This is a genomic window from Arthrobacter sp. 9MFCol3.1, assembly GCF_000620385.1.
Classification (GTDB): domain Bacteria; phylum Actinomycetota; class Actinomycetes; order Actinomycetales; family Micrococcaceae; genus Arthrobacter.
Window position 1 is genome coordinate 18,446 of sequence record NZ_JIBJ01000023.1, and the last position, 21,269, is coordinate 39,714.

Consider the following 21,269-nt stretch of genomic DNA (forward strand, 5'->3'; position numbering starts at 1 on the left):
GGCAGTTCTCCGCGGCGCCGCCGCGCCCGGATGAACCGGGTCGGGATGAGCCGCGCCCGGATAAAACCCGCCCAACCGCCCCGCGGTCCGAGGCTTTGAGGTCCTGCGCATCACGGTCAGCACCGCGGTCCGAGGCCTTGCGGTCCTGCACTACGGCGTCCCCGGCCAGCCTAGGCATGCGCCAGGCGGCCCAGGAGTTGTTCCAGTCCGAACCGTTCCTCGAGCTGGGCGCGGTTGAGCTGGCCGTGGTAGTGCTCCTCCAGCAGCGGCATGAGCTCGTACTTCCAGATTCTGCGCAGGCCCTTGGGCGTCTGTGCGGACTTCTTCATGAAGTAGGAGGGCCCGATCATGAGGTCGCGGTCCCATTCATCAATCGCGTCGTTCAAAGCGTCAAGCAGCAGGGCGGGCGTCGTGTCCAGGTCGCGGGCCTGGAGGAACCGCAGCAGCGAGCCCCTCACGGGTTCCGTCTTCGGGTGCAGCTCGATGAAGGAGAACCGCCGCCGGATGGCCGCGTCCATCATCGCGATGGAGCGGTCCGCGGTGTTCATGGTGCCGATGATGTACAGGTTGTCCGGCAGGGTGAAGGGCTCGTTGGGGCTGTACTGGAGGTAGATGCGGTCGTCGCGGTATTCGAGCAGGAAGTACAGCTCGCCGAACACCTTGGCGAGGTTGGCCCGGTTCATCTCGTCGATGATCAGGAAGTACGGCTTGCTCTCGTTGCCGGGCTTGGCTGCTTCCTCGGCGAGCCGGCGCAGCGGGCCCGCCACGAGCTTAAAGGACACCTGGCCCTCGTCCGTCTTGTCCGGGCGGAAGCCCTCGAAGAAGTCCTCATAGGCGTACGACGGGTGGAATTGGACCAGCTTGACCCGCTCGTCCGTGGTGTCGCCGGCGAGCTCGGCGGCGAGATGTTTGGCGAGGTACGTCTTGCCCGTTCCCGGCGGACCGTAAAGCACCAGCTGCCGGTTCTCCTCGAGGAGTTCGGCGATTTCCTGCAACGGCTCCAGGTCCATGTGCAGGGACGCGGCGAACTCCGGCGTCAGCGGCCGGAACCCGTCACAGGCCGGTTCGACGGCGGCATCCGGCGCGGCGCCGTCGCCGTCCTCGGCTTCCGCTTCAGCCGGCAGCAGGGCCTCAAGCGCCTGGATCACGCGGGTGATGTCCACGATGTTGCCGGAAGTGGTGAGCTGGCGCTGCACGTGGCGGGGCAGACCCGTGGCGTCATGTTCCTCATCGAACCAGCGGACCTTGCGGCGGAGCTGGCGGTTGTCTTTGGCATGCTCCGGTTCGCCCAGGACCACGCCGATCCGGACCTTGCCCGAGCTCTGGTAGAGCGCGAGGTCGCCCGGTTTCATGACGGTCAGGAAGGCGAAGACTGCGGTTTTGGTGTCCTCACGCTCCACATAGCCGAGGTGCTTGTAGTCCTCGTCAACCGCGTTCTGGACCAGCCCGGCGGTAACGCCGGGGTCCAGCAGGCGGAGGTGTTCGACGTCGAGCGTCACCGCTTCCTCGTCCCGCCACTCCCCCAGCAGCTCGGCGTTGTCGTGGTGGGTGCGCAGGAGCCAGGCGCGACGGCCGGGGTCACCGACCTTTCGCCACTGGCTCACCAGCTGGCGCGAGTACCAGTCGATCCGCTGCCCGGCCTGCTGGTCCAGGTGCAGGCGGATCCGGTGGATGTCCGCCGAAATGTCCTCGTCGCTGTCCCCCTTGGCCCCGCCCACCAAGGAAGCGAAAGCGTCGCGGATCTCCTGCCGTTCGACATCGGCCACCACAGGTTCGAAGTAGCTGGGCCAGACCAGGAACTCAATGCTGCGGCGGATGGCCGGCTGGTCATCCGGGGTCCCGGCGACCAGCCGGTGGAAGGCCAGCGGATCCTTGACCGCGGCCTGGACGACGTGGGCCGGCCGCTGTGCGACGTGCTGCACAAAGCGGCAGAGCCATTTCAGGTGGTCCCAGATGGTCCAGTTGAATTCCGCGGTGCGGTCCCTGATCACGCCGTGGTCCGTCATCCCCGCATAGAGCTCGTCGGGGAGCTCCAGCGCAGGCTCCAGCCACGACGCCGCCTCGGCGACGCGCGCCCGCTTGACCTTCAGCGACTTGACCTCATGGGCCAGCGGCAGGGACTGGAGGAAAAGTAGCTCCACGGCCAGTTGCTTCGCCCCGCGGGTGGCGTCTTCCAGGTTCTGGCGCAGGTTGGTCATCATCGGCGCCTTGGGATCTGGAACGCCCCGTTCGAGGCGTTCCAGCAGCTCTGCGGCAGCCTGGACGGACCAAGTTTTGGTTCGGCCGTCCAGGGGGGACGCCTTGCCGAGCAACCCCGGGCCCAGCACAAACCACGCCGCGTCTTCAATCTCCTTGGAGATACCGAGGGCGCGGTGCAGGGCAGGCTTCTTGGTTGGGGTCATACGTTCAATTTACAGGCTTAAACTGAACGCGCCCATTTAACGCCGGCCCCTAAACTACCGGCCAGTAGATTATGGTCGGGCGGGCAGCAGACCCGATTTCGCGCCGGGCCCGCGCTTCACGCCGAAGGTGAAATACGTGGCCGGACCGATGAAATTCACCAGGGTGGCAAGCCGCCACATGGCCTTGCTGCCGCGAATCTGCGCGGCCGGGCGTCGGCTGATGTCCGTCTGGGCCGCGACCAGCAGCGAGAGTTGGACGATGGCAGCGGAGATGGTTCCGAACCGTGCCATCGGCGAGAGTTCGTTCCACTTCTTCTTGCGTGTGTGCTTCTTGTGCATGTTCTGGCCCATGTTCACAACGACCACGCCTCCTTATGCGTCGGGATTGTTCATTCTAGGAGCCGGGCCGAGCACCGGGGTAGAGGCTATTGGACCGGGTGGGCGCGGGTGTAGGGGGCCATCCGGTCCTTCTGCTCCGGCGTCAGCCGCAGCACCCGGCCGGTTGCCTCGTCCACGAAGGCAAGATGGCTCGTGGCCCGGACGCAGTCCTCCCGCGTGATTGGATCCTGCACCAGATAGTGGATGTCGAAGCTGGCGCCCTTGACCGCCCCGATCCACAGTTGGACCACGGCGGGCACGTTCCGGTATTCAAGGGTCCTGACGTACCTGATCTTGTGCTCGACCACGAGTGCCAGCGTCCCTTCCGGAATTTCATTGAAGAGCGGCACCAGGGGTTCGGTTCCCGGCAGCCCGGGACCCCTGGGCGGGCCGAAGGCCGCGATCCGTGCTTCTTCGAGGATCCGGACAATCTGCACGTTGTTGATATGCCCGTAGGCATCCATGTCGCTCCAGCGCATCGGCACCTCCACCTCGAGGCGCCGAGGCTCCGTGGCTGTGTTCTCCCCAGCGGGGCCGTCCCCCGTGGCTGTGCCCTCCCCCGCGGGGCCCGCGGCGCTCAGCTGTGCACCGCCGTCGCGTCCTCCGCGGAATCCGCCAAGGCGGCGTCCGCGTCCTCGCCGGCGAACTGGGACATGTACAGCCGGTAGTACGCGCCCTGCAGGGCCAGCAGTTGGGCGTGCCGGCCCTGTTCGACGATCTGCCCGTCCTCCATGACAAGGATGGTGTCCGCGTCCCGGATGGTGGAGAGGCGGTGGGCGATGACGAAGCTGGTGCGTTCCGTCCGCAGCGCCGCCATGGCCTTCTGGACCAGGGCTTCGGTACGGGTATCCACGGAACTCGTGGCCTCGTCCAGGATCAGCAACGACGGGTTCGCTACAAAGGCCCGGGCGATGGTGATCAGCTGCTTTTCGCCGGCACTGACGTTGTTGCCCTCTTCGTCGATCACCGTGTTGTAGCCGTCCGGCAGCGCTCGGACGAAGCGGTCCACGAACGTGGCCTTGGCCGCCGCCATGATCTGCTCTTCGGTGGCGTCCAGCTTGCCGTAGCGGATGTTCTCGTAGATGGTTCCGCCGAACAGCCAGGCGTCCTGCAGCACCATGCCGACCTTGGCACGCAGCTCTGAACGGCTCAGCCGGGTGATGTCCACACCGTCCAGGGTGATGCTGCCGGCGTTGAGTTCGTAGAAGCGCATCACGAGGTTGACGAGGGTGGTCTTGCCCGCCCCGGTCGGTCCCACGATCGCGACCGTGTGACCGGGCTCGGCCGTGAAGGACAGGTCCTCGATCAGCGGCTTGTCCGGCGTGTAGCTGAAGGTGACGTGCTTGAACTCGACGTGTCCGTCGGTCTTGGCCGGGAGGTGCTCGGTGGCGGTCTCGGCGTCCTGTTCGTCGGCGTCGAGGAATTCAAAGACCCGCTCGGCGGAGGCGACACCGGACTGCAGCATGTTGGCCATGCCGGCCATCTGGCCCAGCGGCTGGGTGAATTCGCGCGAGTACTGGATGAACGCCGTGGCGTCGCCCAGGCTCATGCTGCCCGAGGCCACCCGCAGACCGCCGACGACGGCGATCCCCACATAGCTGAGGTAGGAGACAAACTGCATGACCGGCATGATCATGCCGGAAACGAACTGGGCCCCGAAGCTGGCCTTGTAGAGTTCCTCGTTGCGCTCGTCGAAGCGGGCCAGCATGTCCGCGTCGCGGCCGAACACGCGGACGAGGTCGTGGCCGGAGAACGATTCCTCGATCTGGCCGTTGAGCTCGCCGGTGTTCTTCCACTGGGCGGCGAAGAGCTTCTGGCTGCGGGCGCCAATGATGCCGGCGGCCACCCCGGAGAGCGGCAGGGCGACGAGCGCGATCAGGGCCAGCTGCCAGGACACGATGAACATCATGATCACGATCCCGATGACCGTCAGCGCCGAGTTCACGAGCTGGGCGAAGGCCTGCTGGAGCGCCTGCTGGATGTTGTCGACGTCGTTCGTGACGCGGGAGAGGATGTCGCCGCGCTGGCGGGTATCGAAGTAGTTCAGCGGCAGCTTGTTGAGTTTCTTCTCGGTGTCATCGCGCAGCGTGCGGACCACGCGCATGACCAGCACGTTGAGGACATAGCCCTGGAGCCACAGGAAGATGTTGGCGACGAAGTACATCACCAGCACCACGCTGATGAGGAACGCGAGCTTCTGGAAATCGATGCCTGCGCCCGGCACGACGTCCATCTTCGAGAGCATGTCGGCGAAGTTGTCCTGGCCCTGGGAGCGCAGTCCTTCGATGAACTGCTCCTTGGTGGCCCCGGTCGGGAGCTGCTTGCCGACCACTCCGGCGAAGATCACGTCCATCGCCTGGCCCAGGATCCTCGGGGCAATGACGTTGAGGACGACGGCGACCGTCACCATGGCGAGCACGGCGATGATGCCGGCGCGCTCGGGTTTTAGCAGCCCCATGAGCCGTTTGGCCGAAGGCCAGAAGTGCTGGGCCTTCTTGGCCGGCACGGCGCCGAACATGCCGCCGTCGGCCTCACCGGGAGTGTACTCCTCCTCGAGGAAGTCATCCTCGATCAGGTCGGTTGCGTCCGTCCCTGCTGCGGCCTGGCCGGCTGCGGTGGCCGAAGTCGTGGAGACTTTCTCGTTGGTGCTCATGCCACTGCCTCCGCGCTCAGCTGGGATTCGACGATTTCCTGGTAGGTGCTGGAGCTTTCCAACAGTTCCTCATGTGTTCCGCGGTCCACGATCCTGCCGTTGTCCAGCACAAGGATCTGGTCCGCATCGGCGATGGTGGAGACGCGCTGGCCGACGATGATCACCGTGGCATCGGCCGTCTTGGCCTTGAGCGCCCGCCGGAGCCTGGCATCGGTGGCGACGTCGAGGGCCGAGAACGAGTCGTCGAACAGGAAGACCTTGGGTTCGGTGACGAGGGCGCGGGCGATGCACAGCCGCTGCCGCTGGCCGCCGGAGACGTTGGTGCCGCTCTGGGCGATCCGCGCTGCGAGGCCGCCCTTCTTTTCGCGCACGAAGTCCGCGGCCTGGGCGACCGTCAGGGCCTCCCACAGGTCCGAGTCCGTGGCCTCGGGCTTGCCGAAGCGCAGGTTGTGCTCGATGGTTCCGGAGAACAGGTAGGGCCGTTGCGGCACCATGGCCACGCGCTGCGTGATCTCGGCCCGGTCCAGCTGGGTGACGGGGACGCCGTCGAGCAGGACCTCGCCCGACTCGGCGTCGTAGAGCCGCGGGAGCAGGGCCAGCAGGCTGGATTTGCCGGCTCCCGTGGAGCCGATGATCGCTACCGTCTGTCCGGGCTCGGCCGTAAAGCTGATGTTACTGAGCACGGGCGCCTCGGCACCGGGGTAAGCGAAGGTCACGTTGCGGAATTCAACGCGGCCGGCCTTGGCCGCCGGCGTCACCGGGGTGAGCGCCTCATGGATGGAGGGTTCGACGTCGAGCACTTCACCGATCCGGTCGGCGCAGACCGAGGCGCGGGGAATCATCATGGCCATGAAAGTGCCCATCATGACGGCCATGAGGATCTGCAGGAGGTACTGGAGGAAGGCAGTCAGCGAACCGACCTGCATCTCGCCGGCGTCGACGCGCTGGCCACCGAACCAGAGCACGGCCGCCGTGGAGATGTGCAGGATCATGCCGATGGCGGGGAACATCAGCACAAACAGGGAACCGATTTTCAGCGAGACGTCGGTGAGGTCTTTGTTGGCCGCGCCGAAGCGCTCGGCCTCGTGGGGTTCGCGCACGAACGCCCGGACCACCCGGATGCCGATGATCTGCTCGCGGAGGACACCGTTGAGCCGGTCGATCTTCTCCTGCATGGAACGGAAGAGCGGCATCAGGCGGACCACAAGATAGCCCACCACGACGACGAGCAGGGGCACGGACACCCAGACGAGCCAGGACAGGTTGAGGTCCTCGCGCAGGGCCATGAAGATCCCGCCGATGCACATGATGGGCGTGGCCACCATGAAGTTCAGCGCCATGAGCATGAGCATCTGGACCTGCTGCACATCGTTGGTGCCCCGGGTGATCAGGGTGGGGGCGCCGAAGACGTTGACGTCCCGCGCCGAGAAGCTGCTCACCTTGCGGAACACGCCGCGGCGCAGGTCCCGGCCGAACGCCATCGCCGCCTTCGAGCCGAAGTAGACGCCGGCGATCGCGGTGGCCACCTGGATCAGGGCGACGCCGAGCATGACGCCGCCGGTCCGCCAAATGTAGTCCGTGTCGCCGCGGGAGACGCCCTCGTCGATGATCTGGGCATTGAGGCTGGGCAGGTACAGAGCCGCGATGGTCGAGGCCAGCTGGAAGATGACCACAGCCGCGATGTATGGCAGATACGGCTTGGAATAGCGCCGCATGAGGGTAACGAGCATGCCCACGAGTCCTTTGGGAAGGCCGGACGATACGAAGACCGGAAATGAAGTGAGTTGAAAAGCTGATTGAAGACTATCCGTTGGGGCCGACAGCCTTGGCCACCCAACTCTACGAAATCCCCTGCCCGGGTGGAACACGGGACACTGAAGATCATCCAAACGGTGTAGTTTAGCGGCTGCCGCCGCCTCGCACGCAACCGTCTTGCCGTGCGAAGGGCCCCACTGCCGCCCCTGGGGGCGGCCGCGGGGCCTCTGCGGTCCGGTGCTACTCGGGTCCTACGCGAGCCGGCGCTACTCGGTGCGGTGCCGGCCGTGGGTGGCGATGTAGTCGGCAGCCGCGCGCTGCATCTTGCGCTGCTTGGCGAGCTGCCGGCGCAGTGCCGTGAGCTCCTCGGCAACCCGGGCCTGTTCGGCGGCGACGGCACGCTGCTCGGCGGCCTGCTCGTGCACGGCGCGCAGCGCGTCCGCCAGCAGCAGCTGCTGCTCCGCGAGCAGCTGCTGGGTCTGCAGCATCACAGGTACGACGTCGGCGGCCTCGGGCCGGTCCTCGGCCACCAAGGTCCGGGTCCGCTGGCGGGCGGCGCCGGGAAAGCGGGATTCGGCGCGCTCCCGGCTGAGCACCTCGATGAATTCCCGGTCCAGGTCCACGATGCCGGTGCCGCCGGCGGACGGAGCTGCCACGCCGGCGTCGGTCCCGGTGTTCCCGGCGTTACGGGCGTTCCCGGCGTTACGGGTTTTCCCGGTGGTGCCCGGCGTTGTCGCCGCGGCAGCGGCCATGGCGAGATCCGGGGCGTCCCCTGCGAGTTCGGCGGGTTCCGGCCGGACGTCGACGGTGCGGCGCAGCGGGCGTTCCTTGATGAACAGGATGGCCACCAGCGCCACGAGGCCGACAACTGCAGAGATCAGGAAGACCTCGGCGATCGCGTCACCGTAGGCGGCGCGCATGATGTCGCGGATCGGTGCCGGCATGTCCTTGAGGTCCATGCTGGCCCCCGCGGACCCGGCGGGAACCTGGATCCCGGCGGACGCGAGCCCCTCCACGACGAGCTCCTTGACCCGGTTGCCCAGCACGGCGCCGAGGACCGAGACGCCGATCGCCCCGCCGACGGACCGGAAGAAGGCAACAGAGGCACTGGCCGTGCCGATGTCCTTGGCCTGGACGGTGTTCTGGACGGCGAGGACGAGGTTCTGCATCAGCAGGCCCAGACCGACGCCCAGGATGGCAGTGTAGATACCGGTCAGCCACAGGTCAGTGGTGTGGTCCATGCTGCCGGCAAGGCCCAGGCCGCCGATCAGCAAGATGGCACCGGCTACAAGGTACCGCTTCCACTTGCCGGTGCGGCTGATCAGCATGCCGGAGGCAACCGACCCGATCAGGTTGCCGGCGATCATGGGCAGCGTGAGCAGCCCGGCCTCGGTGGGGGTGGCGCCGCGTGCCACCTGGAAGTACTGGCCAAGGAAGGTCGAGGAGCCGAACATGCCCACGCCGACGGCCACCGAGGCGAGAATCGCGAGGGCGGTGGTCCGCTCCGAGATGATCTTGAGCGGGATGATCGGCTGGGCTACCCGGGATTCCACCAGCACCAGCAGGCCCAGGAGCAGGACACCGCCGCCCACCATGGCCACCGTCTGCCACGACCACCAGTCGTAGTAGTCGGGGTTGCCGGCGAAGGAGACCCAGATGAGCAGCAGGCTGACACCGGAGGTCAACAGGATGGAGCCGAGCCAGTCGATCTTGGCGGGGCGCTTGACGTGCTGGATCTTCAGGGTGACCTGCAGCAGGATCAGCGCGACCACCGCGAGCGGGACGCAGACGAAGAAGGTCCAGCGCCACCCCAGCGGGCTGTCGACAATGAAGCCGCCAAGCAGCGGGCCGCCTGCCGTGCCCACGGCCATGACGCCGCCCATGTAGCCGGAGTACTTTCCACGGTCACGCGGCGGGATCATGGAGCCGATGATGGCCTGGGCAAGGGCGGTGAGCCCGCCCATGGCGATGCCCTGGATGACACGGGCGGTCAGCAGCAGCGGGATGGTCTCGGACAGGCCGGCCATGACGGAGCCGGCCACGAAGATCACGATGCTCAGCTGGACGAGGACCTTCTTGTTGAAGAGGTCCGCGAGCTTGCCCCAGATCGGGGTGGTTGCCGCGTTGGCCAGGAGCGCGGCGGTGATCACCCAGGCGAAGTCCGTCTGGGTGCCCTTGAGCTCGGACATGATGGTGGGCAGCGCGTTGGCGACGATCGTGCTGCTCAGGATGGCGGTGAAGAACGCCGCCAGCAGCCCGGTGAGCGCCTCCATGATCTGGCGGTGGGTCATCGCCACAGGTTCTGCGGCGGTCTGGGATGCGCGGGATGCCCCCTGCGCAAGGTCGGACGGGGCCGGGGACGGCCCTGTGGCGGCGGCGTGGCTAGCCATATATCTACTCCTCAACAATTTCGGTCGTCTTCGTGGGTCCGGCCGTCGTTGCCCGGGCTGAGGTCCTGAGGGACTCAGCAAGTTTTTCGAGGGTGCGCGCCGTCAGTTCGACGTCGTCCTGGCTCCAGTCCCGCAACAGGTCCTGGATGGTGGCCGTCCGCTGGTCCTCGATGACACGCAGCTTCTCCGTGCCGGCAGCGGACAGGGCGATCAGCTGCGCGCGGCCGTCTTCCGGGTCCGGCCGGCGGACCACATAGCCGTGCTCTTCGAGGTCGGCGATGTGCCGGCTGAGGACCGGGGCGCTGACGCCGAGCCGCTCCGCAAGATGCGTGGCCCGGGATTCGCCCTCCCCCACAAAGCGCAGAACGCCCTGTAACGCCACTCCGGTGTCCTGCCCGCGCAGGCTGGCGGCGGCAACACAGCGGACCGCGCGCTGGAGGTCGAAGATCTGGTACACGAGTTTGGCTGCAGCGTTGGACTCAACTGACATGATGGACACCCCTCTTTTGTTTGCCCAAGGCAACTATATACGAAATTGGTTACTTCGGGAAACTAACTCTCTCGTGGGAGGTGCCGCGCGGCCCCGAAAGGGCGCTTAAATGCCAAACGCGGACCGGCCGGGTCTGCCCCTCGCGTGAGGGGCAGACCCGGCCGGGTCCGCGCTGTGCAGTGCTGCTACTGCACTGTTGCTACTGAAGTGCCGTTACTTCAATGCTGCTGTGTTGTTGAGGTCCCGGCTACGTGGCCAGGTGGGTGGGGCCGAACATGTGGAGCAGGGTTTCGACGACGACGACGTTGGGGCCGTCCGCGGCGAAACCCGCTTTCAGGGCGTCCCCGACGCCCTCCGGGGCCACCCGGACGGCCGGGACGCCGAAGGACTCTGCCAGTTTGACGAAGTCGGGCCGGGCGAGCTCGGTGGCCGTGGCCTTGCCGAAGGCGCCTACCATGTATTCGCGCAGGATGCCGTAGCCGCCGTCGTCCACAATCAGCCAGGTGACCGGGACGTTGTGCTGCTTGGCGGTGGCGAGCTCGGAGATGGAGTACATCGCGGAGCCGTCGCCGGAGACGGCCAGTACTCTGGCGTGTCCGGCAGCTGCGCCGGCGGAAGTGCCGGTGGTTTCGAGCCCGACGGCGCCGCCGATCGCCGCGGGGAAGCCGAAGCCCAGCCCGCCGGCGCCCTGCGCGGAGTGGAACTGGCCCTCGCGCGCATCCCAGCAGCTCCAGCCCCAGTAGGCCGAGATGGTCATGTCCCAGAACGTCTGCATGCCCGCGGGAACGGCCTCACGGATGTCGGCCATGAACTTCAGTTCCTTGCCGAGGTCCTGGGACTCGAGGCGGGCCTTGACCTTGGCCAGGGTGTCCTTGACGAGCACCTCGGGAGCCGTGCCGTGCCAGTCGGCGCGTTCGCCGTGCGGTTCGGTCAGGGCGGCGTCGAGGGCGGCGAGGGCCTGGCCGGCGTCCGCCCGGATGCCCAGGCCCGGACGGTTGGACTCCAGGACGCGGGGTTCGGCGTCGATCTGGATGATCCGGCCGCGCGGTTCAAAGGTGAAGTAGTTGGAGGTGACCTCGCCCAGGGAGGAGCCGATGACGATCAGCACGTCGGCGTCCTCGAGCACCTCCGTCATGTACTGGTCCTCGATCCAGGACTGCAGCGAGAGTTCGTGGTTCCAGGGGAACGCGCCGTTGCCGCCCGGGGTGCAGATTACCGGCGCCCGCAGCTTCTCCGCAATCGAGAGCAGCGACTTTTCGGCCCGGCCGCGGCGGGTGCCGCCGCCGGCGATGATGGCGGGACGTTCCGCCGTCGAGAGCCATTTCACGGCTTCGCGGACCAGTTCCACGCGGGGCGGGTTGTCGGCCGCTTCGGCGAGGGCGTCCTCCACGGGAGGCACCATGATGGGGTCCAGCAGGACGTTCTGCGGAATTTCGAGCCACACGGGGCCCTGCGGCGAGGAGATCGCCTCGGTCCAGGCATCCTGGATGGCCGAGGGGATGCCGGAGGCGTGCTGGATCAGCCGCTGGGATTTGGTGACGTTCGCGGCCGAGGCCTTCTGGTCATCGAGCTGGTGCAGCATGCCCTTGCGCCGGGCGCCGAGGCCCTCGAGCGGGATCTGGCTGGCCACGACCACCATGGGAACACCGGTGGCGTAGGCCTCCTGCAGCCCGGCCAGGGACGTCAGTGCGCCCGGACCGGTGGACAGGAACAGCACGCCGACCTCGCCGGTGGCGCGGGAGTAGCCGTCCGCGGCGAACGCCGAGTTGTTCTCGACCCGGGAGGAGACGAAGTGCAGGTTCCCGCGGCCCATCGCATCGAACAGGCCCAGGGCGTGCTGGCCCGGGATGCCGAAGACCGTCTTGGCGCCGAGCGCCTCAAGGGTCTCGACGACGAGGTCCCCGCCGTTGCGCACGCCGGTCATCGTGATGCCACCGGCGAAGCCACCGGGGAGCCGAAGCCGGCGGTGCGGCGCGGTTCCTGGCCGAGGGCCTGGGCCGCGTAGCCGTTCGGGGCGCCGAAGCGGTCCCCTTCGACGGCGCGGTCCGCCATCAGCGTCACGAGTTCGTAGGCGACGTGGCTTGCCGCCACGCCGGTGATCTCGGCGTGGTCGTACGCCGGGGCAACCTCGACGACGTCGGCACCGACGAGGTTCATGCCGCGGAACCCGCGGATGATTTCCAGCAGCTCGCGGCTCGTGATGCCGCCGGCTTCCGGCGTGCCGGTGCCCGGGGCGTGCGCGGGGTCAAGGACGTCGATGTCCACCGAAATATAGAGCGGGCGGTTGCCGATCCGGTCCCGGACCTTGGCGACCGTCTCCAGGACGCCCTGGTAGTAGACGTCGGCGGAGGTGACGATGCCGAAGCCGAACCGGTGGTCGTCGTCGAGGTCCTTCTTGCCGTAGAGCGGGCCGCGGGTGCCGATGTGGCTGATGGCCTCGGTATCCAGGATGCCTTCCTCGACGGCGCGGCGGAAGGGTGTGCCGTGGGTGTACTCGGCGCCGAAGTAGGTGTCCCAGGTGTCCAGGTGCGCGTCGAAGTGCAGCATGGCGATGGGCCCGCCGGCGCGCTCTGCGGCGGCGCGCAGCAGCGGCAGGGCGATGGTGTGGTCGCCGCCGAGGGTCACCAGCTTGCTGCCGGTCGCCGTCAGGTCCAGGGCGTTCTGCTGGATGGTTTCGATGGCGTCGTTGATGTTGAAGGGGTTGACCGCCATGTCGCCGGCGTCGGCAACCTGGATGTTCTCGAAGGGGCTGACGTCCCACGCCGGGTTGTACGGGCGCAGCAGGCGGCTGGCCTCGCGGATGTGGTTGGCCCCGAAGCGGGCGCCGGGGCGGTAGGAGACGCCGGTGTCGAACGGCACGCCGACCACCGTGACGTCTGCCTTGGCCACCTGGTCCAGGCGCGGCAGGCGGGCATAGGTAGCAGCCCCGGCGTAGCGTGGGACGCGGGATGAATCGATGGGGCCAAGGTTGCCATTGGCCTCGATGCGCAGCTCTTCCAAAAGAAGCCTCTCCTTCGAGGATTGACCGACGGGTTGTGACACCCATCATACACTCGAAGTTTCGTATTGCGCATCATTTGTTTACCAACCGCTTCACGCGATGGCCGAGGCGCCCCGCTCCCCTGTCCGGACACGGACGGCGTCGCGCACCTCGATAATCCAGATCTTGCCGTCGCCGAAGCGGCCCGTGCGCCCGCCCTCCTCAACGGCCGCCATGACGGCGCCCATGGCGTCCTCTTCGACCAGGACTTCCAGCCGCACTTTGGGCAGCAGGTCCGAGCTGTATTCGGCGCCCCGGTACACCTCGGTATGGCCCCGCTGCCGGCCGTAGCCGCTGGCTTGGCTCACGGTCAGGCCGTTGACCCCGGCCCGTTCCAGGGCCGCGCTGACGGCGGCAACCCGCTCCGGCCGAACAATGGCCGTGACGAGCTTCATGACGACACCCTGCCGCGGACGGCCTCACCTTCGGCCCCGGCCTGGGTCTCGGCCTGGGCTTCGGCCTGAGTCCCGGTGTGGGCGTGGGCCGCCGCACCATCAGTCCGGGCATGCGGGTCACCGGGGTGGAAGCTGCCGCCGACCATGAGGAGCTCGTACGCTGTTTCGGCGTGCTCCGTCACGTCAATGCCGGAGAGCTCGTCGGCCTCGGAAACGCGCATGCCGATGCTCTTGTGGATCGCGAAACCAATCAGCGTGGTCATGGCGGCGCTCCATGCCGTGACAATCAGGGCGGTGAGAATCTGTGGCCAGAACTGCGCCAGGCCACCGCCGTAGAAGAGGCCGCCGGCCGTCTTGGCGGACGGCAGTGCGAAGAATCCGAGGGCCAGGGTCCCCCACAGGCCGCCCACGAAGTGCACAGCCACGACGTCCAGGGAGTCGTCGAGTCCGATCTTGAACTTCAGCCCGACGGCGAGCGCGCAGACGGCTCCGGCGATTGTGCCGATCAGGATTGCCCCGACAGGGTCGACGAACCCACAGGCCGGGGTCACTGCCACGAGTCCCGCGACGGCACCCGAGGCGGCTCCGAGCGAGGTGGCGTGCCCGTCGCGCAGCCGCTCCACGAGCAGCCAGCCCAGCAGGGCGGCGCAGGTGGCAAGCAGCGTGTTCATCCAGGCCAGGGCGGCCGTGGCGTCGGCAGCGAGTTCCGAGCCCGCATTGAACCCGAACCAGCCGAACCAGAGCAGCCCTGCGCCGAGCATGACGAAAGGCAGGTTGTGCGGGCGGATGTTGGGGTCTTTCATGAAGCCGAGCCGCTTGCCCAGAACCACCGCGAGCATGAGTCCGGCTATGCCGGCGTTCATGTGGACCACCGTGCCGCCGGCGAAGTCGAGGGCGGAGATCTTGCTGCCAATGATGCCGGTGGGCCCGAACAGGCCGCCGCCCCAGACCCAGTGCGCGATCGGCGCGTAGACGAGCGTGACCCAGAGGGCGGCAAAGAGCAGCCAGGGGCCAAACCTGACGCGCTCGGCCACCGCCCCACTGATCAGCGCGACAGTGATGATGGCGAACGTGGCCTGGAAGCCGACGAATATCATGTCCGGCAGTCCTGGCGCTTTGGTGCCGATGCTGGTGGTCAGCCCGCTCAGGCCGAAATTAGTGAAGGGATCCCCAACGAATCCGCCCAACGCATCCGGGCCGAAGGCCAGTCCGTAGCCCCACAGGGCCCAGACGACGCCCACCACGCCCATGGCGCCGAAGCTCATCATCATGATGTTGAGGACGGACTTCATCCTGACGAGCCCGCCGTAGAAGAACGCAAGTCCGGGGGTCATCAGGAGGACCAGGGCGGACGCCGTGAGCATCCACGCGGTCGATCCGGGGTCAAGGACCTGCGGATCTACTGCCATTCCTACTGCAAGCACAGAGAACTTCATAGCGGGAGCCTTCCTCGAGTGCCGGCGCTCCGAGGGCGCCGATTCGGCGAGACCATGTCACCTTGGGACTGTTGTACGTCCCCCCGCGGATGACGCTACCCACGGCGTGTTTCGGGAAGGCTTTCCGATTCTTGCCGGCACGTTACGCGGCGGCTCTGGGCATTAATTTGCCGTTTCCGGCAGATTGCCGAAATGTGACGTACATCTCACCAAGGCCCCGGGGGTCAGTTGTACTTGAGAGTGAGCAGCAGGCGCTTGAGCTGGATGTACTGCTCCGTGGTCATCCAGGCCTTGGCGGCGTCGACGGAGGCAAACGCCGGGCTGCCGAAGAGCACCTTGGCTTCCGCCCCGCCGTTGGCGAAGCTGACATAGGCAGAGCCGGAGTCAGCGACCCCGGGCGCGAAGTCACGTTCCTTGCGGACGCTCATGTGGAAATCGGACTGGTCAGCGATGGAATCGAATGCGAAGCCGAAGGCCAGCTGTTCACCGTCCACATCCTTTAACCCCGGCACCGGAGCGGTGTCCAGCACGGTACGGGCCACCGGGCCGGAGGCGTTGCTGGCGCTGGTGCTGCTGATGATGGAAGCCAGTTCGTTGCCGGTGGCGTCGGCGATGACCGCCTGCACGCCCCGCAGCTTGGCGGCGTCCTCGGGCGAGCCCACCAACCGGATGGACCAGCCGTTCGGGTAGGAGAAGGAAAGGTGCCCGTCCGGGAAAGTGAAGGTTTTCACGCCGGCCACGGCACTGGCCGTCGGCGCGGCCGGGGCGGGGGTGCCGGAGGCGCTGGAGGACGGCGCGGGCGTGGCCGAAGCGGCGGTGGACGCGGTTGTGGCGGCCGGGCCGGATTCCTGCTGCGCCGGGGCGGCAGTTTCGCTGGCGGGGCCGCTTGCCGTTTCGCCGGCACGCTGACCCGCTGCGGAGCAGGAGCTAAGGCCAAGGGCAACCGCGAGCGCGGCGGCCAGGGCCAGGGACAGAAAGACGTTGTTGCGGTTCATGGATCCCCCAGTTGATGACGCGAGCGGCTTGCGCCCGTCCTGTGGTGCCGGATTGCGCCGTGTGGATACTTTCATGGTGGTTATTGTTGCGGTCCTGCCCTCAGCGGCTGGCGGCGGGTACCAGCACCCACAGCACCTCGACGGCGTCGTCGGTGGGATTGACCCAGGTGTGGGGTTCCCGGCCGGGGAACGTTACAGTGTCTCCGGTGCTGAGCTCGAATTCCTCATTCGTGAGGATCAGGCGGATGCTTCCCTTGACCACATGCAGGACATCGACGTCGCAGTCCACGGCATAGAGTTCGGACTCGCCGCGCCCGCGCGGCTCGATCACGGCCTGGATGATCTGGACACGGCGCTCGGACCGGGCGGTCAGCAGCCGCTCGACGATCCCCTCGCCGCCGAGGGAGATTCGAGGACCCTCATTCTGCTTCGTGAGGTGCGTTTCGGGGGCGGCAAAGAGGTCGCCAATGGAGATGGACAGAACCTGGCACAGCGTTACCAGGGAGGCAACCGAGGGCGAGGTCAGGTCCCGTTCGACCCGGCTGAGGAATCCCTTGGTGAGCCCGGTGGCGTCTGCTACCTGTTCAATGGTGAGCCGCTGGGACTGCCGGGCGGCGCGGATCCGCGAACCGATGGCAACGGGAACATTGCTCGGTTCAACTGGTAGTGCCTTCATTTAGGAACCTTTCACGGCCGGCCGCTTGGCCCCATTATTGGAGCAATCCTAGCGGGAGCGGGCCTTCGTGACGCGGAGGCGGCGGCACCACGCCCTGCGCCTTGACTGTTACCGGAGTCACAGCATACTCTTCTGGGCAACATGTGTTGCCTATAGGGCAAAACCGGAGGTTCCGACGGAAATCCTCCTCTACCCACGTCACGCAGCAGTAGCCTTGCCGACCATTCTGTTGAGGCCCGGCAAGCCCGCATCCGCTGCCAACCCGCTCCAAGGAGCCTCTAATGGACGCAACTTTCGTCAACATCGCAATCGTGGTGGTGTACCTGGCCGCCATGCTGGCGTTCGGGTGGTGGGGCAAGTCCCGCACCAAGAACAATAGCGACTTCCTCGTCGCCGGCCGCCGCCTCGGCCCGTTCCTCTACACCGGCACCATGGCCGCCGTCGTCCTGGGCGGCGCCTCGACCGTCGGTGGTGTGGGCCTGGGCTACAAGTTCGGCATCTCCGGCATGTGGCTCGTCGTCGCAATCGGCGCCGGCGTCCTGCTGCTGAGCCTGCTCTTCGCCAGCACCATCCAGAAGCTGAAGATCTACACCGTCTCCCAGATGCTGACCCTGCGCTACGGCAGCAACGCCACGCAGACCTCGGGCATCGTCATGCTCGCCTACACGCTGATGCTCTGCGCCACCTCCACGGGCGCCTACGCCACCATCTTCGTGGTGCTCTTCGGCTGGGACCGCGCCGTCGCGATCGCCGTCGGCGGGGCAATCGTGCTGGTGTACTCGACCATCGGCGGCATGTGGTCCATCACGCTGGCCGACCAGGTCCAGTTCGTCATCAAGACGGTCGGCATCTTCTTCCTGATGCTGCCGTTCACGCTCAACGCCGCCGGCGGCCTCGACGGGATCCGCAGCCGGGTGGACGCCACGTTCTTCCAGATCGACGGCATCGGCGCCCAGACGATCATCACGTACTTTGTGGTCTACACCCTCGGCCTGCTGATCGGCCAGGACATCTGGCAGCGTGTGTTCACCGCCAAGACGCCTGAAGTTGCGCGCTGGGGCGGCGCGACGGCCGGCATCTACTGCATCCTCTACGGCGCAGCCGGCGCCCTGATCGGCCTCGGCGCCCGGGTGGCGCTGCCGCAGATCGACGTCAAGGCCCTGGGCAAGGACGTTGTCTACGCCGAGGTCGCCACCCACCTGTTGCCCATCGGCATCGGCGGCCTCGTGCTGGCCGCCGCCGTCGCTGCCATGATGTCCACCGCCTCCGGTGCCCTGATCGCAGCCGCCACCGTGGCCCGCGCCGATGTGCTGCCGTTCGTTGCCGGCTGGTTCGGCAAGACCGTCAACACCGATGACACCGACAACCCGGAACACGACGTCAAGGCCAACCGCATGTGGGTCCTGGGCCTGGGCATCGTGGCAATCGTGATCGCCATCGTCACCAAGGACGTTGTCGCGGCCCTGACCATTGCCTACGACATCCTTGTCGGCGGCCTGCTGGTGGCCATCCTCGGCGGCCTGGTCTGGAAGCGCGGCACCGGCGTCGCCGCCGCGGCGTCCATGGCGGTCGGCTCGGTCATCACGCTCGGCACCATGATCATCCTGGAAGTCAACGCCGAGGTTCCGCTGGACGGCATCTACGCCAACGAGCCGATCTACTACGGCCTGGCGGCTTCCGCGGCCGTCTACATCGCGGTGTCCCTGCTGACCAAGCCGACGGATCCCGCGGTCATGCAGAACTGGCGCCGGCGTGTCGCCGGCGGCGCGGCCGAGGAAGAAAAGGCCCCGGCCCTCACGCACTAGGGCCCTTACGCACTAGGGCCGGGCCCCGTCAGGGTCCTGACCGCGAGTTGCAGGTCGACGGCGGCGCTCCCCACGCGGGGGCGCCGCCGTCGGCCTTTGGCTATTTATTCGGCTTTGGGCTATCTAACGGGCCGCGGGAGAATCACTCGTTTTCCTCAGTGGCAAGGAATTCTTCCCCCTCCAGGGGCACCACCGGCGTCTCGTCGCCCAGGAAGTCGTCCGCGTCCAGGGGAACGAGCCGATCGGCCTCTTCGAGAAGCTCCTCGTCCTCGGTCTCCGCGGCATCACTGACGGGCGCGTCCTCGGCGTAGTCGTAGGCGGGATCGGACTCGAGGGAGTCCCGGGCCGGCTGGATGGGATGTGATGCGGTGCTGTCCATGGTGCAACCTCCATGCGGCTTCGGCGGCGGCAGGGCCCCGGGGAGCCCGCCCTGGGTTTCATTCGAACACCGCGGACCCGGGCGGTCAAGGGCTCACAATTGCGGCCGGAAAGCGGCTGCGGGCGGCCCCGCCACGGCAGGGCAGTTACGGCCGCCCTAAACTTTCCGCTGAGGATGGCCAGCCGGAAAGACGCGGAAATACCGGGTACTCTGGAGTCGCAATGGGGCCGGACCATGCCCGACCAAACCCAGGAGTTTTTCGTGTCTCAGCACACCGAATCGGACCGCAACGATTCTTCGCAGCACCACCCGACACAGCCCTCCCAGGTCCCCGAGACGGACCCGCGCCCCGCCCCGCCGCACGCCTCCCCTGCCCCCGGCGCGACTTCCCGCACCGCGCCTCCCGTCAGCGCACCCAGCCCGGAGCCCGGAACAGACGCGAGCGCAGCGCCCAGCGCTGCGGACATCAAGCGCTGGCGCCAGTATCTCGCCGATGAACGTGCCGAGGCGGCCGTCTACCGGGACCTGGCGCAGAACCGTGCCGGCGAGGAGCGCGCCATCCTGCTGGCGCTGGCCGAGGCCGAGGGACGCCATGAGGCCCACTGGCTCCAGTTGCTGGGCGATCACGCCGGCAAGGACCGGCATGCCTCACTCCGGAGCCGGTTGTTGGGCTTCCTAGCCCGGCATTTCGGCTCGGTCTTCGTCCTGGCCCTAGCCCAGCGGGCGGAGAGCCGCTCCCCGTACGCCACCGAGTCGTTCGCCACCCCGGCCATGGTCGCCGACGAGCAGATCCATGAGGAAGTGGTCCGCGGACTGGCCACCCGGGGCCGCAACCGGCTGGCCGGAACGTTCCGCGCCGCCGTGTTCGGCGCCAACGACGGGCTGGTCAGCAACCTGTCCCTCGTCATGGGCATGGCGGCCTCGGGCGTGGGAAGCCAAGTGGTGCTCCTCAGCGGCGTCGCCGGGCTGCTGGCCGGCGCTTTGTCCATGGGGGCCGGGGAGTTTATTTCCGTACGGTCGCAGCGGGAGCTCCTCGCCGCGACCCGTCCCACCCAGATCACGTTGGCGGCGGCGCCGCTGCTCGATATCGAGCACAACGAACTCCTGCTCGTCTATCTGGCCCGCGGCATGTCCCGGGAGGCCGCCGAGCACCGCGTCGCGGAGCGGATGGGCCTGCTGGACTGCGACTGCGATCCCAGCCTGTCCCTGCGGCCGGAACTGCCCGAAAGCGAGGACCAGCACGAGGCGGTCGGCACCGCCTGGAGTGCGGCGGCGTCGAGCTTCTGCTTCTTCGCCTCCGGCGCGATCGTGCCCATCATTCCCTTCTTGCTCGGCATGACCGGACTCGCCGCACTGGTGGTTTCCGCCGCCCTCGTCGGCGTGGCGCTGCTGCTCACCGGCGGCGTCGTGGGCCTGCTCTCCGGCACGTCGCCTGCCACCCGTGGCCTGCGCCAGCTGGCCATCGGCATGGGTGCCGCCGGCGTGACGTACCTGCTGGGCATGGCCTTTGGCGCCGTGGTTGGCTAGTGGACGGTCCTGAGTTTCGGGACCGCGGATCACGGCACAGCCGGCCAGCCACCGCGCTGCGGATCGTCAGGAACCTGGCCGCCGCCGCGGTGATCGCCGGCGGAGCCTTCCTCACCGCGGGACTCGTCTACGGCGATCCCCGGTTCACGGGCCTCTTCGAGGTCACTCGCGAAACGGGGCACAACGCGGGGCACAATTCAGGCAGTGACGTGCACGCACAGCCGCAGGCTGGCCAGGCTTCCGGCCAGCCTGCCGTGCCGGCCGGAGGAGACCGGACGGACACTCCCCCGCCCGGGCTCGAGGAGCAGGACCAGCCCCTCGGCGTGCCCCGGAAACCGGAGGCCGCCAGCACTTCGTACAAGTTTCTGGCAACGAACGACGACGGCACTCCGGTGGGTTACTCGCCGTGCCGTCCGCTGCACTACGTCATCAATGCCGCCCTGGCCCCGCAGGGTGCCGAGCGGCTTGTGGAGGACTCGATCCGGACGATCTCGGAGGCCACCGGAATCACGTTCATCAATGACGGCCCCACGTCCGAGGCCCCCTCGCCCACCCGGGCGCCCTACCAGAAGGACCGCTACGGGGACCGGTGGGCGCCGCTGCTAATCGCCTGGACCACACCGGAGCAGGCACCGCAGCTCAAAGGCCCGGTGATCGGCACGGGCGGGAGCACACACTTCAGTTTCGGCGACGGTCCCAAGAGCTTCGTCACGGGCAGCCTGGAACTGGATGCGCCGCAAATCGCGGAAGACCTGGACCGCGCAGAGGGTGCGGCCTATGCCACGGCCGTGATCCTGCACGAGCTCGGCCATGTGATGGGCCTGGAACATGTCGATGACCCGGCCCAGCTGATGTACCCCGAGATCGGAGCCCCGGACGGGCTTGCCGACGGGGACCTGAACGGACTCTACGAGCTCGGCCACGCCCAGTGCCGCAAGGATCTCTGAC

At 67.4% G+C, this 21,269-nt stretch carries 17 protein-coding genes; 3 read left to right on the top strand and 14 right to left on the bottom strand.

Annotation, left to right across the window (positions count from 1 at the left end):
• Nucleotides 1-170: 170 nt before the first annotated feature.
• The 13 genes from C560_RS0116910 to C560_RS0116970 all read right to left on the bottom strand — a co-directional run bounded on the left by C560_RS0116910 (nt 171) and on the right by C560_RS0116970 (nt 16,610).
• The gene (locus tag C560_RS0116910; protein WP_026539091.1) at nt 171-2,402 is read right to left on the bottom strand and encodes an McrB family protein; all 2,232 of its coding nucleotides are present in this window, start codon (nt 2,400-2,402) and stop codon (nt 171-173) included.
• Nucleotides 2,403-2,471: 69 nt separating this feature from the next.
• Nucleotides 2,472-2,768, bottom strand: coding sequence for a hypothetical protein (locus C560_RS0116915; RefSeq protein WP_018775902.1), 297 nt, complete (start codon nt 2,766-2,768; stop codon nt 2,472-2,474).
• Between the two features lie 59 nt (nt 2,769-2,827).
• Entirely contained in the window at nt 2,828-3,259 is a 432-nt protein-coding gene (locus C560_RS0116920) for an acyl-CoA thioesterase (RefSeq protein WP_026539092.1), read from the bottom strand.
• A gap of 98 nt (nt 3,260-3,357) precedes the next feature.
• Nucleotides 3,358-5,433 carry an ABC transporter ATP-binding protein gene (locus C560_RS0116925; protein WP_026539093.1) on the bottom strand — a complete coding sequence of 692 codons (2,076 nt, stop codon included), beginning with the start codon at nt 5,431-5,433 and terminating at the stop codon, nt 3,358-3,360.
• Nucleotides 5,430-7,163, bottom strand: a complete 1,734-nt coding sequence (locus C560_RS0116930) for an ABC transporter ATP-binding protein (protein WP_026539094.1) — start codon at nt 7,161-7,163, stop codon at nt 5,430-5,432. Before C560_RS0116930 ends, C560_RS0116925 begins: the two co-directional genes overlap by 4 nt.
• Nucleotides 7,164-7,454: 291 nt before the next feature.
• Entirely contained in the window at nt 7,455-9,479 is a 2,025-nt protein-coding gene (locus tag C560_RS0116935) for an MDR family MFS transporter (RefSeq protein ID WP_043423353.1), read from the bottom strand.
• 103 nt (nt 9,480-9,582) lie between these two features.
• Complete coding sequence (locus C560_RS0116940) at nt 9,583-10,068, bottom strand: MarR family winged helix-turn-helix transcriptional regulator (RefSeq protein WP_026266850.1); 486 nt, start codon at nt 10,066-10,068, stop codon at nt 9,583-9,585.
• A 247-nt stretch (nt 10,069-10,315) separates the two neighbouring features.
• A complete protein-coding gene (locus tag C560_RS0116945) occupies nt 10,316-11,992 on the bottom strand; it encodes a thiamine pyrophosphate-binding protein (RefSeq protein ID WP_051533257.1) in 1,677 nt (558 codons plus the stop codon).
• On the bottom strand, nt 11,989-13,068 hold the full coding sequence (gene speB, locus C560_RS0116950) for an agmatinase (protein WP_026539097.1): 1,080 nt from the start codon (nt 13,066-13,068) through the stop codon (nt 11,989-11,991). The genes C560_RS0116945 and speB overlap by 4 nt, the downstream gene beginning before the upstream one ends.
• Nucleotides 13,069-13,161: 93 nt before the next feature.
• Nucleotides 13,162-13,503 carry a P-II family nitrogen regulator gene (locus C560_RS0116955; RefSeq protein WP_026539098.1) on the bottom strand — a complete coding sequence of 114 codons (342 nt, stop codon included), beginning with the start codon at nt 13,501-13,503 and terminating at the stop codon, nt 13,162-13,164.
• On the bottom strand, nt 13,500-14,939 hold the full coding sequence (locus tag C560_RS0116960; protein WP_026539099.1) for an ammonium transporter: 1,440 nt from the start codon (nt 14,937-14,939) through the stop codon (nt 13,500-13,502). The genes C560_RS0116955 and C560_RS0116960 overlap by 4 nt, the downstream gene beginning before the upstream one ends.
• A gap of 224 nt (nt 14,940-15,163) precedes the next feature.
• On the bottom strand, nt 15,164-16,009 hold the full coding sequence (locus tag C560_RS23435; protein ID WP_155855817.1) for a hypothetical protein: 846 nt from the start codon (nt 16,007-16,009) through the stop codon (nt 15,164-15,166).
• A 25-nt stretch (nt 16,010-16,034) separates the two neighbouring features.
• Nucleotides 16,035-16,610, bottom strand: a complete 576-nt coding sequence (locus C560_RS0116970; protein ID WP_018775913.1) for a helix-turn-helix domain-containing protein — start codon at nt 16,608-16,610, stop codon at nt 16,035-16,037.
• 281 nt (nt 16,611-16,891) lie between these two features.
• Here C560_RS0116970 and C560_RS0116975 point away from each other — a divergent pair, with 281 nt between their 5' ends.
• Complete coding sequence (locus tag C560_RS0116975) at nt 16,892-18,415, top strand: sodium:solute symporter (RefSeq protein ID WP_018775914.1); 1,524 nt, start codon at nt 16,892-16,894, stop codon at nt 18,413-18,415.
• Between the two features lie 142 nt (nt 18,416-18,557).
• Here C560_RS0116975 and C560_RS0116980 read toward each other — a convergent pair whose 3' ends face one another.
• The gene (locus tag C560_RS0116980) at nt 18,558-18,794 is read right to left on the bottom strand and encodes a hypothetical protein (RefSeq protein WP_018775915.1); all 237 of its coding nucleotides are present in this window, start codon (nt 18,792-18,794) and stop codon (nt 18,558-18,560) included.
• A gap of 234 nt (nt 18,795-19,028) precedes the next feature.
• Here C560_RS0116980 and C560_RS0116985 point away from each other — a divergent pair, with 234 nt between their 5' ends.
• On the top strand, nt 19,029-20,321 hold the full coding sequence (locus C560_RS0116985; RefSeq protein ID WP_026539100.1) for a VIT1/CCC1 transporter family protein: 1,293 nt from the start codon (nt 19,029-19,031) through the stop codon (nt 20,319-20,321).
• Nucleotides 20,321-21,268 carry a matrixin family metalloprotease gene (locus tag C560_RS0116990; RefSeq protein ID WP_026539101.1) on the top strand — a complete coding sequence of 316 codons (948 nt, stop codon included), beginning with the start codon at nt 20,321-20,323 and terminating at the stop codon, nt 21,266-21,268. Before C560_RS0116985 ends, C560_RS0116990 begins: the two co-directional genes overlap by 1 nt.
• Nucleotide 21,269: the final 1 nt, after the last annotated feature.

Excerpts from the sequence above, each read along its gene's own strand:
- C560_RS0116910 (WP_026539091.1), bottom strand. The coding sequence starts at position 2,402 with ATGACCCCAACCAAGAAGCCTGCCCTGCACCGCGCCCTCGGTATCTCC.
- C560_RS0116920 (WP_026539092.1), bottom strand. The coding sequence starts at position 3,259 with ATGCGCTGGAGCGACATGGATGCCTACGGGCATATCAACAACGTGCAG.
- C560_RS0116925 (WP_026539093.1), bottom strand. The coding sequence starts at position 5,433 with ATGAGCACCAACGAGAAAGTCTCCACGACTTCGGCCACCGCAGCCGGC.
- C560_RS0116930 (WP_026539094.1), bottom strand. The coding sequence starts at position 7,163 with ATGCTCGTTACCCTCATGCGGCGCTATTCCAAGCCGTATCTGCCATAC.
- C560_RS0116935 (WP_043423353.1), bottom strand. The coding sequence starts at position 9,479 with ATGACCCACCGCCAGATCATGGAGGCGCTCACCGGGCTGCTGGCGGCG.
- C560_RS0116940 (WP_026266850.1), bottom strand. The coding sequence starts at position 10,068 with ATGTCAGTTGAGTCCAACGCTGCAGCCAAACTCGTGTACCAGATCTTC.
- C560_RS0116945 (WP_051533257.1), bottom strand. The coding sequence starts at position 11,992 with ATGACCGGCGTGCGCAACGGCGGGGACCTCGTCGTCGAGACCCTTGAG.
- C560_RS0116955 (WP_026539098.1), bottom strand. The coding sequence starts at position 13,503 with ATGAAGCTCGTCACGGCCATTGTTCGGCCGGAGCGGGTTGCCGCCGTC.
- C560_RS0116960 (WP_026539099.1), bottom strand. The coding sequence starts at position 14,939 with ATGAAGTTCTCTGTGCTTGCAGTAGGAATGGCAGTAGATCCGCAGGTC.
- C560_RS23435 (WP_155855817.1), bottom strand. The coding sequence starts at position 16,009 with ATGAAAGTATCCACACGGCGCAATCCGGCACCACAGGACGGGCGCAAG.
- C560_RS0116970 (WP_018775913.1), bottom strand. The coding sequence starts at position 16,610 with ATGAAGGCACTACCAGTTGAACCGAGCAATGTTCCCGTTGCCATCGGT.
- C560_RS0116975 (WP_018775914.1), top strand. The coding sequence starts at position 16,892 with ATGGACGCAACTTTCGTCAACATCGCAATCGTGGTGGTGTACCTGGCC.
- C560_RS0116980 (WP_018775915.1), bottom strand. The coding sequence starts at position 18,794 with ATGGACAGCACCGCATCACATCCCATCCAGCCGGCCCGGGACTCCCTC.
- C560_RS0116985 (WP_026539100.1), top strand. The coding sequence starts at position 19,029 with ATGCCCGACCAAACCCAGGAGTTTTTCGTGTCTCAGCACACCGAATCG.